Below are 18,861 nucleotides of genomic sequence, written 5' to 3' on the forward strand. Positions count from 1 at the left end.
AAGGCTTCAGGTTATTTATTTTGATATTTCATCCTCCAGAATCATTTTAAGTAATCCATCGCTTTCTTCTTCCAGTTTCAGTAAATCGGCCGTAATTTCCTGCAATGTTCTGAGGGGCTTATACTGGTAAAAATATTTGGTAAAGTTAATCTCATACCCCACCTTATCTTTACTTCTATCCATCCAGGCCTGGGGCAGGTGCGGTTTTACCTCGGTTTCAAAGTAGGCATCAATATCGGTTGCCAAGGGTATTCTCTCAAAGTCTCTCAGGCTGCCATCTACTTTGGGCAGCTTTGTTTTTTTGTCAATAACCGGCAGGCCATTCTCGTCAACCAGCGGTTGCTCAATGGTTACTTTTGTGTATCCAAAATAGGAGTTTGCAAAAATCCTGCTGTAAGCGTTTTCTTCAAATGAGAGGTAGGTTTGTAGTATTTCTTCTCTTTGGGCATCGGTTATGTATTTTCTTTTACTTCCTAACGATTTCTTCATGGTCTGGTGCAGCTCGGCGGCATTAATCAACTGCACTTTACCTTTTCGGTGGGGTTTCTTTTGGTTGGTAACTATCCAGATATACGTGCTGATACCCGTATTAAAAAAGAGCTGGTCGGGCAGTGCAATGATGGTTTCCAGCCAGTCGTTTTCAATAATCCATTTTCTTATGTCAGACTCCCCCGAGCCCGCATCACCCGTAAACAGCGGAGACCCATTGAGTACAATACCTATGCGGCTGCCCCGGTCTTCCATTTTTGATATCATGTGTTGCAGAAAAAGCAAAGCCCCATCTGAGCTTCTGGGCGTGCCTGCCACAAACCGGCCCTGCGGGTTTTTGGCCTCTGTTTCTACAAACTCCTGCTCCGATTTCCACGACACCCCATAAGGCGGATTGGAAATCATGTAGTCGAAGGTATTACGCTGTAGTTTGTCTTCAGACAATGACGAACCTAAATGAATGTTATCGGGGTTCTGGCCCGTAATGAGCATATCAGATTTACAGATAGAGTAGGTCTGGGGGTTGAGCTCCTGGCCATACAGCCGGATATCAATATTGGGGTTGATGTTCTCCAGAATCCAATCCTTGCCCACCGTGAGCATACCACCGGTGCCACAGCAGGGGTCGAATATAGACCTGATTTTGCCTTCACCCTGCAAATCTTCTTTGTTTTCAGAGAACACCAGCCCTACCAATAGCTTAACCACATCGCGCGGGGTGTAGTGTTCCCCACTGGTTTCGTTGCTCATCTCTGAAAACTTGCGGAGCAGCTCCTCAAAAATCTGGCCCATTACATGGTTAGACACCACCTCAGGGTGTAGGTCTATTTCTTTAAATTTAGCAATAAGCAGGTATAAGCGGTTGTTTTTAATCAGCTTTTCAACAGGTTTTTCGAGCTGAAAGCTATCTATGATTTCAAACACATTTTTAGAATAACCATTCAGGTAATTCTGAAAATTGATTTTCAGGCTATTGGCAGTAAGTCTTGATAAATCGTATTGTGAATGATTATAAAACTTAAGGTTGATTGCGTTTTCTATGATAGGGTCAATGTTTGTAATCTGGTCTTTGTAGGTGTTGTAGAGGTTAAAAACTTTGTCTTTGTGGGGTTCAAGCACGCAGTCCAGGCGTCTTAAAACAACAAAAGGGAGGATAATATCGCCGTATTCATGCTGTTTGAAAAGGCCTCTGAGCACATCGTCACACACATTCCATATAAAGGAAGATACTTCTTGGTGGTTTGCCATAGTCAGGTTAAAAGGAAATTTTGTTAAGCATGGCAATATAAAAAGATTAGTGGTAATATAGAAAAATACTTTTATTGGCACGGCAGATGAGCCGCTGCCCGGGGCCAGTCGAACTTTCAAGCTTTAAATGTGAGACGACCCAGAAAGTGTGGTCAACAGCTATTTATGATGGTAAATATACTTATGGCAGTGCCTACGTTTATGTTTCTGACTTTAACGATGCTATCTATCGCTTGGAGCAGGAACCATCCATTAAAGATATAAACAAGAAGATTGATGCGCTTTCAAAAGAAGTAACTAAAGATATGGAGGCCATATCTGACAAAAAGCACGAATCATATGATAAATTAATATCACTATATACGAATGTCATAGAACTAAGTAAAATGGCTAAATCTCCATCAGGAAGTTTGCAATCATTTAGAACAGACTTGGCTCAAAAAAAGAACCAGATAAATTTACTAATAACAGAGATTAAAGCCAGAAAACCTGATTTTAAGGAATAGTAGACCTATTGTTTTTTTTTCAGAATTGATGGCATTAACCAAGTAGCTATAGATGCTACGAATTTTTGTACTACTATTAACTATAGTATAAAGAAAATTTAAAGTGTTTTATCGCCGTAGTAAAATGATAACATTAATTCAATTGAAAATTAAGCAACAAAAGACAGGAGCTTTAACTGGTAAAATTGTTTTAATAAATTACTGTTTTTTTTATAATATATACCTAGGAATAAGTTTCAATTGCTTATTTGCTTTACTTTTCTATACTTGTATTGCTTATTTCAAAAACTATTTTACTTAATTAAATGACATATACATCTTCCCAACAAGACGCGATTAATACACTTGACCAAAACCTTCAAATTATAGCATGTGCAGGCTCCGGAAAAACTCAAGTAATATCTCAAAGAATAATAAATATACTATCTAAAGGCGTAGAGCCTTGTAAAATAATAGCATTTACCTATACTGAAAAAGCGGCAGGAGAATTGCAAGCTCGTATTCTGAAACTGTGTCGGGAGCAATTGCCTGACTTAGTTGGAATTGCTGATATGTATGTAGGGACTATACATTCCTGGTGCCTAAAAGTATTACAAGAATATAAATATGAATTTCAAAAGTATTCAGTTCTCGATGAAATAAAACTAAAGCTCTTCGTAGATAGAAACTTTAGTAAAATTGGTATGAAAGAAATGAATATGACTCGTTTCAGGGATACTCAAAATTTCGTTGACATTATGAGTATTATTAGAGAGGCAGAATTAAAAGAAGAAAAAAATATTCCTGAAGATTTAGAATTAGCTTTAGTAAAATATGAAGAAACCCTAAAAAAAGCTTGTTACTTAGATTTTACTATGATTATGACGGAGGTAATAAATCATCTTCAGAATGACTCTAGTTTTAAAACTAAAATTCAAAAGCATATCGGTTTTCTCATTGTAGATGAATACCAAGATGTTAATCCAGTTCAAGAACAAATTGTACAAGAGTTATATAATTTAGGAGCTAATATATGTGTTGTAGGAGATGATGATCAAACTATATTTCAATGGCGTGGTAGTAGTATAGAATATATTCAGAATTTCCAGAACAGATATAAAAATGTAAAATCTATAATATTGGATGATAATTTTCGATCTTCTAAAGCTGTTGTTGATGTTGCTTTGAACTGTATCACGAATAACCCATCTAGGTTACCTAAGCAAATGCAGGCAAAAGGTCATCAGGTGTTTGAAAAAGGAGATATTTTATATAATGATTTTAGTACGGTTAAAGAGGAAAATGAGTTCATTATTAATTCTATACAAAACCTAAGAGGGGTTGAATTTGTAGATAAGGAAGGTTACGAATCTCGAGGAATTGACTACTCTGATATGGTCATTTTGGTAAGAAAATGGAAGAAAGCCAATGCAATTATTAATGCCCTTCAAGAGGCAAATATACCATTTATCGTATCGGGTGTTAATAATCTTTTTCAACGTCCTGAAATTATTGCAACTCTACAAATATTTCACTATCTAAGTGATAATATAACTGGCTCAATTTTGATAGATGATTGGCTTAAATTAAGTCCTAATATAAATAAAAATGACCTACTAAAAGCTCTTGAATATCTTAAAACAAAACATCCAAGTAAAAATTCCTATTTTGAAACATTTAATTTACAAGAAATTTTTCAAATATTTCTTGAAAAGGCAGCTATTAAAGAATCTAAATTTATTGATTCAAGTGTTGAACAAACTAATGGATATAATAGTGAAGAAATTATTTTCTATAACTTGGGAATGTTCTCTAAAATAATAAACGATTTTGAAAGTATTTATTTTGTAACAGACCCTTCTAGCAAACTAAGAACTTTTCAAGGATTTTTGCAGCATACAGCTAACGGATATTATCCTGAAGGCTGGCTTAATAACACCTATAGAACACCAAATGCAGTGCAGATAATGACTATTTTTGGTTCAAAAGGCTTAGAGTTTCCTGTAGTATTTATTCCTGGCTTGAATAAAAATTATTTACCATCATCTCAACCTACAGGTTTTATGACTACAAAATGGAATTATGTAGATCATTCTATATTTAAAGGAGGAGATAGATACAGATATGTTCCAGTTACAGATGAACGTCGTTTAATGTACGTTGCAATTACCAGGTCAAAAAAATTCTTATTAATAAGCCGTGCAAAAGATGGAAAAATGCAAGGAAGAGAGTCAGAGTTTGCCCCAGAAATAAGGAAATCCGCATTTATTGCTTCAAACAATCACAGAAACTATTCTGAGAGAAATAAAATTACCCCTACCCCGTTATCAGATATTAGTAATATCTCATTGACTTTTACTTTATTAAAAACTTTTTTCGATTGTCCATATAGTTTTAAATTCTATTCATTTTACGGATTTATGGCTCCTCTTGGAGCTCGTATTGGATTTGGCTCTGCTATTCATCATACTCTAATGGAAGTACATCGAGAGTTCTTAGAAGAAAATCCAAAAACTAGAGGAGAATTAAGAGAACTTGTTGAGAATCATATTCATTTTCCATACGCTACTCAGCCGATGAAAGATAGTATGACTGAAAAAGCTAAACTATCTGTAGAAGTGTATTATGATCGAAATCAAAAAGAGTTTCCAGATATAGAATTTGCTGAAAAAACTATTCAGCTAGATTTAGGAGGTGGCATAATAGTCAATGGCCAAATGGATTTAATAAAAAAGCGAAATTTAGATGGTACAGAAGTCAAAACTATCATTGATTTTAAGTCTACTGAAGATGCACAAAAATATAATGCAAGTGTTGACCAACTTCAACTATATGCGTTAGGTTATAAACAATTAACTGGTACTAATGCTGATTATCTTGAAATCTATAATCTTGATAAAAATGATGCGAATCGTTTTGAATTAGTTATAAAGGATTTAGATTCTATGAAGCAGAAAATTATTAATGCTGCAAACGATATTAGAAATAACAAATTAGATCATACTTGTAATGATCCAAAATGTGTTTGTAAGTTTAAGAAGTAAATACCTTTCTAGCAAAATAAAAATTTCAAGAAATGAAAGAACATACTTATGTATTTTTCTTGAACATGATTAAAAAATATTGAATGAATATTCTATTTTTCTTCGTTATTGTGATATACCCGAGTCGTTGAATAAACATCAAGGTGCACCGTTTGATTCAGAATCGAAGGATAAAAAAGCAGGAATAAAATGGATATTGTCTGATCATTGGAAGTTCATAGATGAGGCGTATCTGGAGGTAGTGAAAAAGGTAAAATCTGTTTTGGGTGCAGGTGGTTAATCCTGAAAATCCCGTTACTGCAAATTAAGAAACACAGAGCCGAATTATCAGATACCCCAATACGTTCAACACCCAACACTCTTATGCCCTCCAATGGGTTTTACAACCTCTCCGTTTGCAGCGGGTTTTGACAGGTAAATGGTTGGTATTGATACGTTGTAATCGTCTGTAGTATCTATTAACAAATCCAGAATACCGTCACCGTCAATGTCTCCTGCAAAAATGATGTTTATCATCCTGTCATCGCCATTTGGTTGGGCTATAAGCAGGGTTTTACGTTCCTGGCCCTTAATTGTTGCTGTTATATAAAGCCTGTAATTCCAGACCTCGAACCAATCAGGCTGGTTCGGAATTTGCTTTTTGCCTCCTTTAGCATATATTTTGTAATTAATTCCTGAATATTTTATAGAGACAGTATCGCCAGGATAAATAAATTCATTTGAAAGCTTTACTGATTGAATGTTTCTGTCTGTAAGAAACGGTAATGATTCAATCAAAATAAGGCAGCTATCCTTGTTTAATGCCTGCACGCTCCATCCTGTTTTATCACTTTCATTTTCGTCAACAATAGCATCGTTAACTCTTTCTGTCTTGATTTCTGTCTGTTTTAAATAGTACCCATCCTGACCTTTAAACAAGCCAAACCATTGCAGCACGCTTGCATTATTCCATACTTCGTCACCATGAAAAATTCCAGTCGGCAGCACTTTGGTAGTAAAAGCGCTGTCAACAGGATAATGAAAATCGTCAACGATAATTGAGTCATTTTCTACAACCTTGTTTGCGGCTAAGGTATTAACCGGGGTTGCCTTGTTTCCTTTACTATTCAGCCTGGTCGGGTCGTTGCATGCCGCCATTGCCAGCACCAAAATTACCAGTAATAACACTTTCCTGCTTATGGGTATCATGTTTTTTAAATGGCGAATTTCATTTAATCCCCCCAATTTCATCATTATCCGTCCCACTTTCAAAAAAACTTATTTAACGGTTACATTTTTTTAATCGGCGCTTTTGGGGTTATTATCGGCTCCGGATAGGCCTCCAGGGCGGTTTCCGGCTATTTCATACTGCTGCCGGCTGCCCTTGCGGCCACCCTCAACCTGCTCACTACTAGCATTATACAGGTTTATTAGATACATTTGTTAACCCTATTTTGTAAAATTACGAAACCCAAAATGCTAAAAAAGACCAATCGCTCTTCAAACATTGAGCTGCTGCGGCTATTCGCCATGCTGTACATAGTGGTTTATCACTTTATTCTGCACTCGGTTATCCCTTCTTCTCCAGAACTCGACTACCTCATCAGGCCCGTAATTGGGGTGCTGCACATCGGGGTTATCTGTTTTGTGCTCATTTCGGGCTATGCCGGCATCAGCTTTTCGCTGAAAAACCTCGTGAAACTCCTGATTCTCTGCTCGGTTTACTCAACGCTTATTTATCTGGTGGCTTGCCTCATCAGGCCCGATTTATTCGGTTTCAGAAGTCTGCCCTTTTCGTTACTGCCGCTTCAGTGGTGGTACGTGCGGGTTTATGTAGGCCTGTACCTGCTGGCGCCGCTCATTAATATACCGCTCCAGACGGCTACCAGACGCCGAAAACTGCTTTACATTGCCCTGTTGGGTGTGGTATCGTGCATACTGGGGCAGTTTACGGGTGTGCTTGCCGACGGAAAAAACGTGGTCAATTTTATATTTCTCTATTACGTGGGGCATTACATCAGGCACCATCTGCGGGTTATTCCGCGCCGCATAGTACTCATTTACCTGGCTTATAATGTGGCGGTTTTCTTCTCGGTGCTGGCCCTGAACGCCTACCCCACCCTGCGCGACCAGGTGTTTCGCAGCCTGTTTTTCTCTTACAACAGCCCCGGGCTTATTATCAGCGGTATATTGTTTTTTCTTTGTTTTCTTAGTTTTCAATTCCATTCAGGCTTTGTAAACCGCATGGCGGCTTCGGTTTTGCCTGTTTATCTGCTCCACGAAAACAAGTACCTGAGCCATTATCTTTACGACTTTGTAGGTAGCCTGAAGGCGTACATACCGCAACCGGCACTACTGATGCTGGTATTGGTACTGCTGGGCGTGGTGGTTATTTTGGTTTGCGTGCTGATTGACAAGGCGCTGAGCCCCGTTATATCGCGGATTGCAGACGCCGCTACCCATTCAAGGCTGTTTGAAAAAATTTCGGATTTTTCAGACCCCCTCCTGGCGCGTATCAAAAAGCCGGAAGTACAATAGCCGATACCCCCGGGCTGACACTAACACGCCCGGCTGGCCCTCCGCATACAGGCGGCAGGCAAACCGGGCAGGGTTGCGTATTCGGGGCAGCAGAACCTGCCAGACTACTGGTTATTGGCCGAAGGCTTGCGTTTCCGGAGCAGGTAGTGCTGCACCCCTTGTTCGCCTAGCGGGAAAGCGTAGGCCTGTACAAAATCATAGCCGTTCCGGCTCATGAAATTGAGGGCATCTACCATCGACTCGAACTTGATTTTTTTATCGTTTTCGTCTCGCACCACGGCCTGTTTGGGGTCAATGACACGGCTCTTTTGTCCGTAGTCAAAGTCAATTACCATTCTGGTTTGCTGAACCCGGTTAAAGCCCGTGATGGTCAGGTACTCAGCCTTGAGGTCTTTCAGGGGGATGTCGTCTATAGATTGAGCGAACCCGGCAGAAGCCACAAAAAACAAGGCAAACGTTGCGATAAATCTGGATTTTGTCATGGTAGATAATACAATAAATTGTGTGCCGGCAGAAAGCTGCCTGTGCAGCTAAAGTTATTAAACGTTAACCTATATGGGCTTGTTGCATGGCCCGCGTATGCCTAAAGATTATTTTTATAGAATTATGTTAATCAGCCCTTAATTTTAGTAATTTAGAGGCAGGCGGCGGCGCATATCCACTTTATCCATTGCAGCTTCTCTCCTCCCAAAGCCATTGCACACGGAAAATTTGCTAAAAAAAACTTTCGATAACTAAATAAATAACACAGGGTAGTTGAAAACTGTTGGGAGCAGGCACTACAGATAACATTTATGTATTTTATGAAAACATGGGCAATAAAAATTATTCTGATTGTGGCAGGCATTGCGCTGATAAATCTGTTATCAGGCTATGGCCTGCCCGATTACGCGCGTTACACCGGCTTTGCATTACTGATTGGGCTTGTTTTATGGATTAAAACAGGTAACCCGCCCATCAGCAAACCCTGATGCTGGGTTCGTTTCCATCCGCGTTCGGCTCAATGTTATTATATAGTAAGTGTGTCAGGCGTTCTCTAAACGCATTTTTGGTTTTATTGGATTGTTGTAAACCTATCTACTTTGCATACATAAAAGCTCTATTCCGATTCAGTATCTAACAAATTTGCATTGTTAAGGAAAAAAGTACAATCTAAAGCGAAAGCTGTCCATTTCGGGGTCTCAGAAATTGCCTGAACTTTGTAACATCAAAAACAAGTTAATAACCATTAAATTTTAAAGACATGAACAAGTTTACAGTAAAAGACGGCACAGAGATATATTTCAAAGACCTGGGTGAAGGACAACCAATATTTTTTCATCATGGATGGCCGTTATCGTCAGACGACTGGGATGCACAGATCATGTTTTTCCTGGAAAAAGGATTCAGAGTAATATCGCACGACAGAAGAGGCCATGGCAGATCTACTCAAACGTATAAGGGCAATGATATGGACACCTATGCAGCAGATGTAGCAGAATTGGTTGAGTTTCTGGATTTAAAGGATGCCATACATGTTGGCCATTCAACCGGTGGTGGCGAAGCCATCAGATATGCCGCTCAATATGGGAAAGACAGAGTTGCCAAAGTTGTATTAATAAGCGCTATTACGCCTTATATGATAGCCGACAAAAATAACCCGGATGGAGTACCCCTCGCCGTTTTTGACGATATCAGACACAACACACTTCATAACAGACAGCAGTTTTATCATGATATTACATTCCCTTTCTATGGCTACAACAGAGAAACCGCAGTGATAAAAAAAGGAATACAAGACAACTGGTGGAGACAAGGAATGATGGGAGGTATAAAAGCACATTATGATTGTATCAGAGTTTTTTCTGAAACCGATTTTACCGAAGACCTAAAAAGTGTAGAAATACCTGTTTTGGTTCTTCATGGTGACGACGATCAGATTGTACCTTACGCCACTACCGCAGTAAAAGCCGCAGCATTACTAAAAAACAGCAAACTGATTATTTATCCGGGTTTCTCGCACGGTATGCCCACAATCAATGCCGATGTAATTAACGAAGACATCTTGTCTTTTATAAAAGAATAATAATTAACAGGCACAAAAGTACAAATGAATGGGCAGCCCCACGGCCGCCCATTCATTTACCCAAAGATTGAAGCCCAATTGTAGTATCAAAATTCAGACGTTGCGTATGGTTCACCCAGAACGTAAATTTGATTTTTGGTTTTATTGGATTGATATGATTTAACCAATTTATCCAACGCAGAGCCCCCTCGCATTTCACAAGGCCAGCACGCACGGGAGACTCTGCTGATACCTTTAAAGTCGATTCGTAAAAGTTTTTAATTTCTTCAACGCATGAGATTTGTATTACTGTTACTGGTTTTTATAATATCAATGAGTTGTAATAACCAATCGAAAGAATCTGCCAATAAAATAGTTAGTAAAGGCATGAATTTAAAAGAAGAGTCATTCGATGACTTTTTTCATAGTTTCAGTAGGGATTCTGTTTTTCAGAATAGCAGGATTAAATTCCCTCTACTAGTAATCATTGATGATATTGACGAAAAAGAGCAAAAATTAATTACTCAGAAAGATTGGGGATTCTTTGGCATTGCCAAACTTAGTAAACCAAAGTATATTCAAACTGTCGAAAAAATAAACTCCCAGGAATACCACCTTACAATACAAATGGAAGATACCGGAGTTTATGTGGTTTATGTATTTAAAAGAGAGAAAAATAGTTGGATGCTTACTCAAATGATTGATAGTAGTACGTAACAACGCAACAGGGTTTGGCTAAATTGACCTAACTATTTAACGTAGAGCCCCCTGGCATTTCGCATGGTCATTTCAGATGGAATACGCTGCTGGTACAAAAACTTCTCATATCATGATTATCAACATTTTGTATTGTGCCTTTTTTGCCGCTCTTGACTATACTATTTACAGGCACTTAGGTGCCAAACAAAACTTACCCCGTCCTATCCTGCTAGCAGTGGTATCATCGCTGGTGATTATGATAATTCTGCATATTGAGGCCTTCAGAATCAGTATTTTTATGCCAAGCAAAGATTTCTTCAATCTATTAACTTTTAGTTGGAGCTTAATAATTATACATTTTCAGGCTGCATTGAGCATTTATCTTCTTAAAAGAAGACAACATGGGATGCCTGAGAAAGCTTTTGGAATCTATACTAAAGTTTTTGACTTTATGCGCCATCAGTTAATATACTTAATGATTTACGCTTATCAGTATTTGGCTATTTGGGGAGAAAAATTGAGATAATTATTGGCGAAACGAAAAATTGATTAAATTGGATGGTATATTAATTCGAAAAAATTAAATAGGCTATGGAGTTTAGTAGACATACGTGCAACCAATGCCTCGTCCTGAAACAAGTTTACGCAAATCCATTTAGCGAAGAGATAACTATAAAACAATGAGAATATTTCTTTTCCTAGCACTATTTACCATTAGCTCAGTCACGCTAAAAGCCCACACAAGCCTCGGTCTTCTGGCTAATAATGCAACAGGCCAAGATACCATAGTTACTATTCTAAATGCCGATAACAGCATTTATTTAAGAATCTCTTTACGTGGTAATGATGAACCCAAACTGCCCGCAGGGGTTTCAATCTATGCCATCAATATTTCAGAAGATGTATTCCTGATTGAAGTGATAGCCGAAGATAAAGAAAGATATCAGGTATCTATTGGTAAGGGGCAGGCAAAATTCATTCGGAAATCTGACAAAAGTGTTAAATTTTATACCTGGACTGATTTCTTTCTGAAATATGATTACGCTTCATTGGTGATTGATAAGACTAAAAACCCTGTAAGAGAGGCCCCGGACTTTCGAAGTAAAAAAGTAGGGTTTATTGATTATGAAAGTGATCACATCAGCGCTATAAAGATTATAGGCGATTGGATGAAAGTGAAGGTGGTTTCTGACTGTTATAATTGCAAAGATGTTTACGGATGGGTAAAATGGAAAGAAAACGGCAAGATAATTATTAATTTTACGTATTTGGATTGATTAATAAAAAGCCATCTTACATATCGTTTCGGCTAAATATCTAAATTTAGTCGGTGTGTCAGGCGTTCTCTGAACGCATTTTTGGTTTTATTGGATTGATATGATTTAACCAATTTATCCAACGCAGAGTCCCCTCGCATTTCACAAGGCCAGCGCGCACGGGAGACTCTGCTGATACCTCTGCACATATTTTACATAGCACTCATGAAAATTACAAGGAATTATTCCGAATGAAAGATTCTGAAAGTTTTCAAGTCAAAGCCTTCTTCCTGCCACTTTCTGAAATTCGTTAGATTGGTAATGCACTCACCTCTGTTCGGCTAAATAAAAAAGAAGAAAAGTAATGAGATATATTTTAAAGACAATTACCTTTATAAGTCTACAAATATTTATAAATTCCTGTACTAATAAATGCGTTGTTGCCGGTATAGAAGTTAGTGAATTATTAAGTAAAGTAGCTAAAGATCAGTGAATAGATTATTGTGAATTATTGGAATCTGCTTTATCGGGAGATATAGATTCAATTAAAAAATTATCATTATTAGAATTTAATGATGCTGTTAGATATGTTCACGGAGCTGTTATTGTAGATTTAATTCTCCAGATAGGGGAACAAAAGTATTTAGGATCTATTTTATCAACAAATCAAGAGCAAAAATATTTAATAAAGACCTATTTAGATATTGGTTTAAGCTATGGAAATAATCCAAAAGTAATGGGTACGGAATTACAAGATATCTTTCACAGTATCTATGCTTTTTTGAAAAAATAATATACTATAATAGAGTAAATTAATTCCACCCACCGCAAGCAGAGGCTCCTCGCTTTTTGCAAGGCCAAGGATTTAAAGAATATATAGGTAATTTATCGAATACCTTGAAATCGCAACTGGATATTGATCTAAACAAGATTTTAGTAAAGACCATCAATTAATTTTCAAATACCAATTTTACCATTAAACAATTCATGAAAGCACTTTTAATCTCTATTTTATTTTTTTTAACAGCAAGTTGCGCTAGTCCTGACCTGACTAATTCCGTTTGGATATGCACCATCGATGATAGATGTACAGACACATTAAAATTTGAAAGTAATAATCGTGTAACACACTATAGTTGTCAAATGAATTATACTTTCAAGAGTACTTTTGATATCTCTAAAAACGTAGTAACAATTTCCGTGAAAGATGAGTCTCGCGAAGGTAAACCAGAATATGCAAGATTGAAATATCATCTTGGTGATAATGAATTATTTCCTATTAGCAATGAAGAACTAGTCAATGGTAAATGGATAAAGCCTAACGCGCAGTTGGCTAAAAAGTATATATTTAAGAGAAGTAAATAATCCAGTATCGGGCTAACTGTCCATTATTTCTTAGGGTTATAATGTATTTCAGGACAGGATATGCCCCCCTCTTCGGCTGAATATCTAAATTTAGTCGGTGGGTCAGGCGTTCTCTGAACGCATTTTTGGTTTTATTGGATTGATATGATTTAACCAATTTATCCAACGCAGAGTCCCCTCGCATTTCACAAGGCCAGCACGCACGGGAGACTCTGCTGATACCTCTGCACATATTTTACATAGCACCCATGAAAATTACAAGGAATTATTCTGAAATTAGTTAGATTGGTAATGCACTTACCCCACCCTCTCCCAAACCAACCAGGTATGCCAGCAATGCAGCACAACGAAAACGGCTGAAACAGACAGGTAATAAACCCGACGGTAAGGCAGCTTGCAATAGAATGAATCGGCCATGAGGGCTATGCCTGCGAGCCAGATAATGGGCGTGTAGGCCGGAGCCATGAAACCCCACAGGCTTTGGCTCCAGGGGCTTTGGGGGTAATCAATCTGGGCTATCCAAGCTGCAAAATAGAGTGCCAGCCCTGCCAGATAGACTTTAAAACCGGCCTTCTGGTTTAGCTTACTGATGGGCAGCGGCATGAACAAGGGTAGTGCAAATACCAGTATTCTTGTAGCGTTTTCGGCATTTTGCAACCAGACGGGAATATGGCTCCGGAAAACACCGGGCTGAAAAGCCGCCGGTAGTCGGCTGGTAAAGAGGCCGTCCCATAGCATCACAGGCAGCAGGAACAGCACACAGTTGAGCAGGTATTTCTTCATCAGGTAATACATAGGCCACAAATTATGCCCCGCCGCCATCAAAATCAATGATAAAACTCATAATACCGCTTTAAGCTGTTAATTTTTTTAATATATTGCTCTGCGTTTGCCGTACCAACCTGTCAATCAGCCATGATACACATTTACCATCAGCCTCACCCTGCCCTTCGGGCTTTTGTGAACAATATCATGGTTTTCAGGCTCCAGCTCCCCGGCTCTGTGCCAGCACCGGTTTTGTCGTTCCCGCCGCTGCCCGAGCAATGCCTGTATTTTTATCCGTTTGGCGCGCCTGTGGGCGAATACCCCCATCTGCAAAAATCCGTCAACCTGCCCCGCAGCATTGTAGTGGGGCCGCAGGCAACGCGCATCAGGCTACACATGCGGCAGTCGAACTACACAGTAAAGGTGGGTTTTCAACCTGGTGGACTTTACAGGCTGCTGGGGATTCCGATGAGTGAGTTTCCGATGGATGAGTCGCTCGATAGTGCCTACGTATTGGATGCCTACACCGGCTCGCTGGCCGACCAACTGGCCGAAACGCCCGAGGCAGCAGATGCCATTGCGCTGGTAGAACAATTTCTGCTTCAGAAAGTGAGGCTGCTGCGGCCCGCACTACCGATAGACCGCGCCTTGCCGCTGCTCATCAGGCAGGGAGGGCTGATGAACGTTGATACCATGGCGCACCTGGCCTGTGTCAGCACGCGCCAGCTGGAAAGGCAGTTTATGCAGCGCGTGGGGCTGGGGCCCAAGTTTTTTGCACGCCTTACCCGCTTTGCCAACGCCTGGGTGCTGAAAGAAAACCAACAATACCTGAACTGGACCACCATTGCCCACCAATGCGGGTATTTTGACCAGATGCACCTCATCCGCGACTTCAAGGCTTTCTGCGGGGTGTCGCCGCGCATGATAGAAGAGGAGTTCAGGCAAACCCCTTTTTTGCTGAAAAACCGCCTGCCCGGCTGACAGTGTCGGATTTGTACTATTTATGCCCTGCCGCAGTGTATAGTTTTGCCAGCAACCAAACATAAGGCAAACAATGAAATACATGATTTTAATGCTGGGCTTATGGCTGCCCGGCACCCTCGCAGCTCAGACCAAAACTCAAGACCAGGCCGCCGTTGAAAAACAGGTGGAGGCCATTATTAACAGCTGGAATCGCCACGATTACAGCGATATGCCCACCTATGCCACCGAAGACTGCGATTGGGTGAATATTGTAGGTATGTGGTGGCATAACCGACAGGAGGTTGAATATGCGCATGAGGTTTTTCATAAAGGGATGTTCAGAGACGTAACCCTGAAGCTGGACAGCGTGAAAACCCGTGTGATAACCCCTGATGTGATACTGGCCCGGGTTTACAAAACCATAGGAGCGTATAAAAGCCCTTCAGGCACGGTTTACCCCAAAGCACAAAACCTGCTGATGCTGCTGTATGTAAAAAAGAATGGCAAATGGCTGCTAACCGCCGGGCAGAATGTGGTAGTAAACGAGGCCGCCCAAAAAAGCAATCCGGTTAATAAGCTGAGGCGGTAGAAGAACTAGATTTAATAAAATCGTAGTTTTAGCCTGGTTGTTGCGTAAGTTATATCGCAATGCCGGGCTTTACGTTTAATACCGTTTAAACTAAAAATACCTCCGCCATCAGCAGAGGTATTTCCTTAATCAAACAATTAACAATTTAACTGTCCTATGGAACAGCCCTAATAAGCATACGTTTATTAAGATTTTTGCCGGGTGGCTGGTCTTACGCCACATCTATATTTTAACCCCTGCGGGGCTTGCATTTTGCCTCAGATGGCGCATTTCTACGCTATTGTTTTTCAAACTTATTCAATCAGGCCCACAAAACCAATTAAAAAAACATTAATAGCAAGCCTGTACCCACCTGCCGAAATAACAGCTGGCCTATACGAAACCCAACCTGCGCTGCTGTAAAAAATGATTTTTGTGCACGTTGAATCAGATTCGGGATTTTTTTTCGTTACAAATGCAGATGGTAAACTGAATGATTGGTTAATTTGCAGCCCCAAACGTGCAAGTACTTTAAAAAATCCATATATAACATGACCCGTAAGACATTTTTAAACGTAACGCTGATGCTGATTGTATTGTTTTTTAATTCCTGCGGAAGCAGCATTGAAAACAACTGCCCCAATATATCATACAGCGACCTGAAAATCAGCGTTGTGCAAGAGCCGAAAATTATACCCGGCAGCAGCAAGCTAAGCATGATACTCAAGGTAGACGAAAACTTCAACAAGTATCTGCCGGTTTCCGGCCTTACCACCGGCAACTTTAAGGTTTACGAAAAAGGCCCCAACGACGACTGCCCCAACCCTATATCAGAGAGCGAGGCCAACAAGCAGTTTTCGCCCAGTCCGCAGAAATTCCGCCACAACACCCTCATCGTACTAGACCTCAGCGCCAGCGTAACCAGCAGCACGTTGTCGCAGCTGAAAAGCTCAACCACCAGTTTTATCAATAATATTATCACCAGCAACGGCGACAACTCGTATCTGGTGGGTGTGTCGTGGTTTGACGGCGAAGACAAGCTGAACACCCTGGTTGACTTTACGTCAGACAAAAACAAGCTCATCAATGCCGTGCAGAACATCAATGCCGGTATCACGAACGACCCCTCGACCGACCTCTACGGAGCCGTTATCAAGTCGGTCGACAAAGCCGAACAACGCCTGAAAGACCTGCAGAAAGAAAGTTATATATCAGCCTTTTCGATAGTGATTTTCACCGACGGCACCGACCAGGCCGCGCGTTACAGCAAGCAGGCGGCAATCAACAAAGTAGAAGGAGCCAACCAGAAGATTTCAATGTTTACCATTGGCCTGGGTACTGAAATTGACAAAACCGTATTGACGGCCATAGGCAAAAACGGAGCGGTTTTCCCCCAGAACAAAAACGAGCTGGAAGCCAAATTTGTAGAGCTGGCCCGCATCGTACGCGGCGAAGCCAACAGCTACTACCTGTTTGAATACTGCTCGCCCAAGCGAGCCGGCAAAGTACAACTGGTGCTGGTAGTACAGTACGACGCAAAAAAAGGCACCTACGCCACTACTTTTGACGCCACCGGTCTCACTAGTAATTGTTATTGATGCCAAAATTTAGATTTGATTATATGAATCCCTCAGATGAAAGTCTGGGGGATTTTTGTTTTGAGGGAATCGCGTTAATTAAGCAAACACCCTTTCTAAAACTGGTTTTATTTCTCTTATATTTTTGTAGTCTGTTTTTTGTAGGTAATATTCTCTTTCGAGTGAAAATACACGGTCTTTAAAAATTGAAGTATTAATCTCATCAATTTCTGAGATATCAATGGAATTCAACTTCTGAAAAACTTCAAAAAAGATTTCATCTGATTTGAGAGCAATTAATTTTAATGAATTAAATAGAATATTGATAGGTTCAAACCTATCCCTTTCGTATATTTTATTGTTTAAGACAAATTTTATTAAATCGACAAAAATTACAATTGACCTATCAACGGGTAATAAGTCTATCCCCTTTAATGGTATTATAAAATCATTTCTATGACTTCTGAAATCTTCAAGAGATTTGAGCCAATTAGCATACCATTCAAGCCCCTCGATAAAATTTGCTTCAATTAACATTATAGACGCTCTATGAAGCGACTCACTCTTTTTAATTTTTAGTATTGTCTCACCTACTCTACGCTTCATAATGTCCACCTTCACCATTTGCTCCAACAAACTCCAATGAAATTCATTACCAGAATCAAATACATTAAAAATGAAACTAAGTTCAACCACTTTGCCTCCTAACTTTAAGTAATTCTTGAATATATTTTCCAGATAATAGGATTTCTTACTATGCTTGTTTTCTAGAATACTTTTTATTAATGGAATAGCTTCAATACAATTGAATTTAGTACACCATTGAACCTGCATATCTGTAACAATTACAGGTTGAGATTCATTTTGCAAATTTTCTAAAATTTGATTCTTGGCTTTATCAAAACCGATAGTTGCTGCTATCTTTTCAATAAATGTTATTTCATCTTTGTTGCCTTTCGACTTCTGAAAACTGTCTCTTACCACAATAAAGCTCAGCATGTCTAACAGTAACTCTTCCGGAACATAAACTTCCAAATTCAGGAAAAAATCGGCATAGCACATTTCTAAAATAGTGACTGACCAAGTAGAATCACCTGACTCAGTAATAGCTGTTTTGAATTTCAAATTACTACGATTTTCATTACACCATCCTTGAACATATTCAATTGCGTTTTGAGAAAAGTCGATATCTGAATTTAATAATCTATGAAGTTGCTTAATTGTATATCTCATCCACTCATCTTTATTATTAATCCATTCTAATATTTGTGATTTTGATATCTCCTGATTTTTTTCTGAGAAGCCATTTCTTAAAGTATATTCAATAATATAGTTATCCTGATTAAGCCAATTTTGCCTATCTGCAAGAAAATCTTCTTTCTTTAACTTATCCTTTTCTAATCTATCAAATACGCTTAATACAGAATTCTTAAATTGGTCATTATTAAGAAGTAATTCAATATCTTTCCTTAAGCTACTTAATCTTTTTTCCTCCCAATTAATTGATTCATCATATACGAAATAGTCATTAGAAATTTTATTCAAGTTAATTCTTAGTTGTTCTGACCATTCGTGATTTGACCTCCGGGTAATATTAATTATATACCATAAACCATCTTTTGATAACATGCCGTCTTGAAAGTTCTGGATACATTCTTCCAAAATTTCACTATCCAAAAGTCCTTTAAAATCTACTTTCCAAATATCTTCTCCATTTTTATACTCATTCCAAATATCCCAGAATTGAGATGGTTCATTAAATCGGCACACTTATTTGCATAAATTTTGCAAACATGGGAGATTCAAAAAAGCTGATGAGTCGTCGTAGTTACGATGCTGAT

20 protein-coding genes are annotated in these 18,861 nt (G+C 39.1%); 14 read left to right on the plus strand and 6 right to left on the minus strand.

From position 1 onward, the window contains the following. Nucleotides 1–15 precede the first annotated feature (15 nt). A complete protein-coding gene (locus C0V77_RS10280; RefSeq protein WP_101726252.1) occupies nucleotides 16–1,737 on the minus strand; it encodes a class I SAM-dependent DNA methyltransferase in 1,722 nt (573 codons plus the stop codon). A gap of 86 nt (nucleotides 1,738–1,823) precedes the next feature. Here C0V77_RS10280 and C0V77_RS10285 point away from each other — a divergent pair, with 86 nt between their 5' ends. The 3 genes from C0V77_RS10285 to C0V77_RS23070 all read left to right on the plus strand — a co-directional run bounded on the left by C0V77_RS10285 (nucleotide 1,824) and on the right by C0V77_RS23070 (nucleotide 5,546). Next, nucleotides 1,824–2,243, plus strand: coding sequence for a hypothetical protein (locus C0V77_RS10285; RefSeq protein WP_101726253.1), 420 nt, complete (start codon nucleotides 1,824–1,826; stop codon nucleotides 2,241–2,243). A gap of 305 nt (nucleotides 2,244–2,548) precedes the next feature. Then, nucleotides 2,549–5,266: an ATP-dependent DNA helicase gene (locus C0V77_RS10290; protein ID WP_101726254.1), complete on the plus strand. Its 2,718-nt coding sequence runs from the start codon at nucleotides 2,549–2,551 to the stop codon at nucleotides 5,264–5,266. A 127-nt stretch (nucleotides 5,267–5,393) separates the two neighbouring features. Then, nucleotides 5,394–5,546, plus strand: coding sequence for a hypothetical protein (locus C0V77_RS23070; RefSeq protein ID WP_158237924.1), 153 nt, complete (start codon nucleotides 5,394–5,396; stop codon nucleotides 5,544–5,546). A gap of 65 nt (nucleotides 5,547–5,611) precedes the next feature. On the opposite strand, the gene C0V77_RS10295 is transcribed toward C0V77_RS23070, so the two are convergent. Together C0V77_RS10295 and C0V77_RS23075 are read right to left on the minus strand one after the other, a co-directional pair. Further along, complete coding sequence (locus tag C0V77_RS10295) at nucleotides 5,612–6,454, minus strand: hypothetical protein (RefSeq protein ID WP_143706058.1); 843 nt, start codon at nucleotides 6,452–6,454, stop codon at nucleotides 5,612–5,614. Between the two features lie 90 nt (nucleotides 6,455–6,544). Further along, nucleotides 6,545–6,685, minus strand: coding sequence for a hypothetical protein (locus C0V77_RS23075; RefSeq protein WP_158237925.1), 141 nt, complete (start codon nucleotides 6,683–6,685; stop codon nucleotides 6,545–6,547). A 36-nt stretch (nucleotides 6,686–6,721) separates the two neighbouring features. Here C0V77_RS23075 and C0V77_RS10300 point away from each other — a divergent pair, with 36 nt between their 5' ends. Continuing rightward, entirely contained in the window at nucleotides 6,722–7,783 is a 1,062-nt protein-coding gene (locus C0V77_RS10300) for an acyltransferase (protein WP_101726256.1), read from the plus strand. A 104-nt stretch (nucleotides 7,784–7,887) separates the two neighbouring features. On the opposite strand, the gene C0V77_RS10305 is transcribed toward C0V77_RS10300, so the two are convergent. Beyond that, nucleotides 7,888–8,265, minus strand: a complete 378-nt coding sequence (locus tag C0V77_RS10305) for a hypothetical protein (RefSeq protein WP_101726257.1) — start codon at nucleotides 8,263–8,265, stop codon at nucleotides 7,888–7,890. 321 nt (nucleotides 8,266–8,586) lie between these two features. Here C0V77_RS10305 and C0V77_RS23080 point away from each other — a divergent pair, with 321 nt between their 5' ends. The 7 genes from C0V77_RS23080 (at nucleotide 8,587) to C0V77_RS22935 (ending at nucleotide 13,147) form a co-directional block, all read left to right on the plus strand. Then, nucleotides 8,587–8,754: a hypothetical protein gene (locus C0V77_RS23080; RefSeq protein WP_158237926.1), complete on the plus strand. Its 168-nt coding sequence runs from the start codon at nucleotides 8,587–8,589 to the stop codon at nucleotides 8,752–8,754. Nucleotides 8,755–9,026: 272 nt separating this feature from the next. Continuing rightward, entirely contained in the window at nucleotides 9,027–9,848 is an 822-nt protein-coding gene (locus C0V77_RS10310) for an alpha/beta fold hydrolase (protein WP_101726258.1), read from the plus strand. Nucleotides 9,849–10,121: 273 nt separating this feature from the next. Beyond that, on the plus strand, nucleotides 10,122–10,544 hold the full coding sequence (locus tag C0V77_RS10315) for a DUF4348 domain-containing protein (protein WP_101726259.1): 423 nt from the start codon (nucleotides 10,122–10,124) through the stop codon (nucleotides 10,542–10,544). 112 nt (nucleotides 10,545–10,656) lie between these two features. Beyond that, nucleotides 10,657–11,052, plus strand: coding sequence for a hypothetical protein (locus tag C0V77_RS10320; RefSeq protein WP_143706059.1), 396 nt, complete (start codon nucleotides 10,657–10,659; stop codon nucleotides 11,050–11,052). Nucleotides 11,053–11,206: 154 nt separating this feature from the next. Then, nucleotides 11,207–11,803 (plus strand): hypothetical protein, encoded by a 597-nt coding sequence (locus C0V77_RS10325; RefSeq protein WP_101726261.1) that lies wholly within the window; start codon nucleotides 11,207–11,209, stop codon nucleotides 11,801–11,803. 490 nt (nucleotides 11,804–12,293) lie between these two features. Beyond that, a complete protein-coding gene (locus C0V77_RS10330; protein ID WP_101726262.1) occupies nucleotides 12,294–12,575 on the plus strand; it encodes a hypothetical protein in 282 nt (93 codons plus the stop codon). Between the two features lie 194 nt (nucleotides 12,576–12,769). Next, the gene (locus tag C0V77_RS22935) at nucleotides 12,770–13,147 is read left to right on the plus strand and encodes a hypothetical protein (protein WP_143706060.1); all 378 of its coding nucleotides are present in this window, start codon (nucleotides 12,770–12,772) and stop codon (nucleotides 13,145–13,147) included. Between the two features lie 297 nt (nucleotides 13,148–13,444). On the opposite strand, the gene C0V77_RS10340 is transcribed toward C0V77_RS22935, so the two are convergent. Then, on the minus strand, nucleotides 13,445–13,930 hold the full coding sequence (locus C0V77_RS10340) for a hypothetical protein (protein ID WP_143706061.1): 486 nt from the start codon (nucleotides 13,928–13,930) through the stop codon (nucleotides 13,445–13,447). Between the two features lie 132 nt (nucleotides 13,931–14,062). On the opposite strand from C0V77_RS10340, the gene C0V77_RS10345 reads away from it, so the two are divergent. The 3 genes from C0V77_RS10345 to C0V77_RS10360 all read left to right on the plus strand — a co-directional run bounded on the left by C0V77_RS10345 (nucleotide 14,063) and on the right by C0V77_RS10360 (nucleotide 17,041). Next, a complete protein-coding gene (locus C0V77_RS10345; RefSeq protein WP_101726265.1) occupies nucleotides 14,063–14,893 on the plus strand; it encodes an AraC family transcriptional regulator in 831 nt (276 codons plus the stop codon). A 73-nt stretch (nucleotides 14,894–14,966) separates the two neighbouring features. Further along, a complete protein-coding gene (locus C0V77_RS10350; RefSeq protein ID WP_101726266.1) occupies nucleotides 14,967–15,464 on the plus strand; it encodes an SgcJ/EcaC family oxidoreductase in 498 nt (165 codons plus the stop codon). A gap of 530 nt (nucleotides 15,465–15,994) precedes the next feature. Then, a complete protein-coding gene (locus tag C0V77_RS10360) occupies nucleotides 15,995–17,041 on the plus strand; it encodes a VWA domain-containing protein (RefSeq protein WP_101726268.1) in 1,047 nt (348 codons plus the stop codon). 78 nt (nucleotides 17,042–17,119) lie between these two features. Here the strand turns inward: C0V77_RS10360 and C0V77_RS10365 are convergent, their stop codons facing one another. Continuing rightward, nucleotides 17,120–18,790 (minus strand): hypothetical protein, encoded by a 1,671-nt coding sequence (locus C0V77_RS10365; protein WP_101726269.1) that lies wholly within the window; start codon nucleotides 18,788–18,790, stop codon nucleotides 17,120–17,122. Nucleotides 18,791–18,861 lie beyond the last annotated feature (71 nt).

The sequence above is a fragment of the Emticicia sp. TH156 genome (assembly GCF_002855535.1).
In the GTDB taxonomy this organism is placed as follows: domain Bacteria; phylum Bacteroidota; class Bacteroidia; order Cytophagales; family Spirosomataceae; genus Emticicia; species Emticicia fluvialis.

What these genes read in the sequence shown, in the direction of transcription:
- C0V77_RS10280 (WP_101726252.1), bottom strand. Translation starts at nt 1,737, where the DNA reads ATGGCAAACCACCAAGAAGTATCTTCCTTTATATGGAATGTGTGTGAC.
- C0V77_RS10285 (WP_101726253.1), top strand. Translation starts at nt 1,824, where the DNA reads ATGAGCCGCTGCCCGGGGCCAGTCGAACTTTCAAGCTTTAAATGTGAG.
- C0V77_RS10290 (WP_101726254.1), top strand. Translation starts at nt 2,549, where the DNA reads ATGACATATACATCTTCCCAACAAGACGCGATTAATACACTTGACCAA.
- C0V77_RS10295 (WP_143706058.1), bottom strand. Translation starts at nt 6,454, where the DNA reads ATGATACCCATAAGCAGGAAAGTGTTATTACTGGTAATTTTGGTGCTG.
- C0V77_RS23075 (WP_158237925.1), bottom strand. Translation starts at nt 6,685, where the DNA reads ATGTATCTAATAAACCTGTATAATGCTAGTAGTGAGCAGGTTGAGGGT.
- C0V77_RS10300 (WP_101726256.1), top strand. Translation starts at nt 6,722, where the DNA reads ATGCTAAAAAAGACCAATCGCTCTTCAAACATTGAGCTGCTGCGGCTA.
- C0V77_RS10305 (WP_101726257.1), bottom strand. Translation starts at nt 8,265, where the DNA reads ATGACAAAATCCAGATTTATCGCAACGTTTGCCTTGTTTTTTGTGGCT.
- C0V77_RS23080 (WP_158237926.1), top strand. Translation starts at nt 8,587, where the DNA reads ATGAAAACATGGGCAATAAAAATTATTCTGATTGTGGCAGGCATTGCG.
- C0V77_RS10310 (WP_101726258.1), top strand. Translation starts at nt 9,027, where the DNA reads ATGAACAAGTTTACAGTAAAAGACGGCACAGAGATATATTTCAAAGAC.
- C0V77_RS10315 (WP_101726259.1), top strand. Translation starts at nt 10,122, where the DNA reads ATGAGATTTGTATTACTGTTACTGGTTTTTATAATATCAATGAGTTGT.
- C0V77_RS10320 (WP_143706059.1), top strand. Translation starts at nt 10,657, where the DNA reads ATGATTATCAACATTTTGTATTGTGCCTTTTTTGCCGCTCTTGACTAT.
- C0V77_RS10325 (WP_101726261.1), top strand. Translation starts at nt 11,207, where the DNA reads ATGAGAATATTTCTTTTCCTAGCACTATTTACCATTAGCTCAGTCACG.
- C0V77_RS22935 (WP_143706060.1), top strand. Translation starts at nt 12,770, where the DNA reads ATGAAAGCACTTTTAATCTCTATTTTATTTTTTTTAACAGCAAGTTGC.
- C0V77_RS10340 (WP_143706061.1), bottom strand. Translation starts at nt 13,930, where the DNA reads ATGAAGAAATACCTGCTCAACTGTGTGCTGTTCCTGCTGCCTGTGATG.
- C0V77_RS10345 (WP_101726265.1), top strand. Translation starts at nt 14,063, where the DNA reads ATGATACACATTTACCATCAGCCTCACCCTGCCCTTCGGGCTTTTGTG.
- C0V77_RS10350 (WP_101726266.1), top strand. Translation starts at nt 14,967, where the DNA reads ATGAAATACATGATTTTAATGCTGGGCTTATGGCTGCCCGGCACCCTC.
- C0V77_RS10360 (WP_101726268.1), top strand. Translation starts at nt 15,995, where the DNA reads ATGACCCGTAAGACATTTTTAAACGTAACGCTGATGCTGATTGTATTG.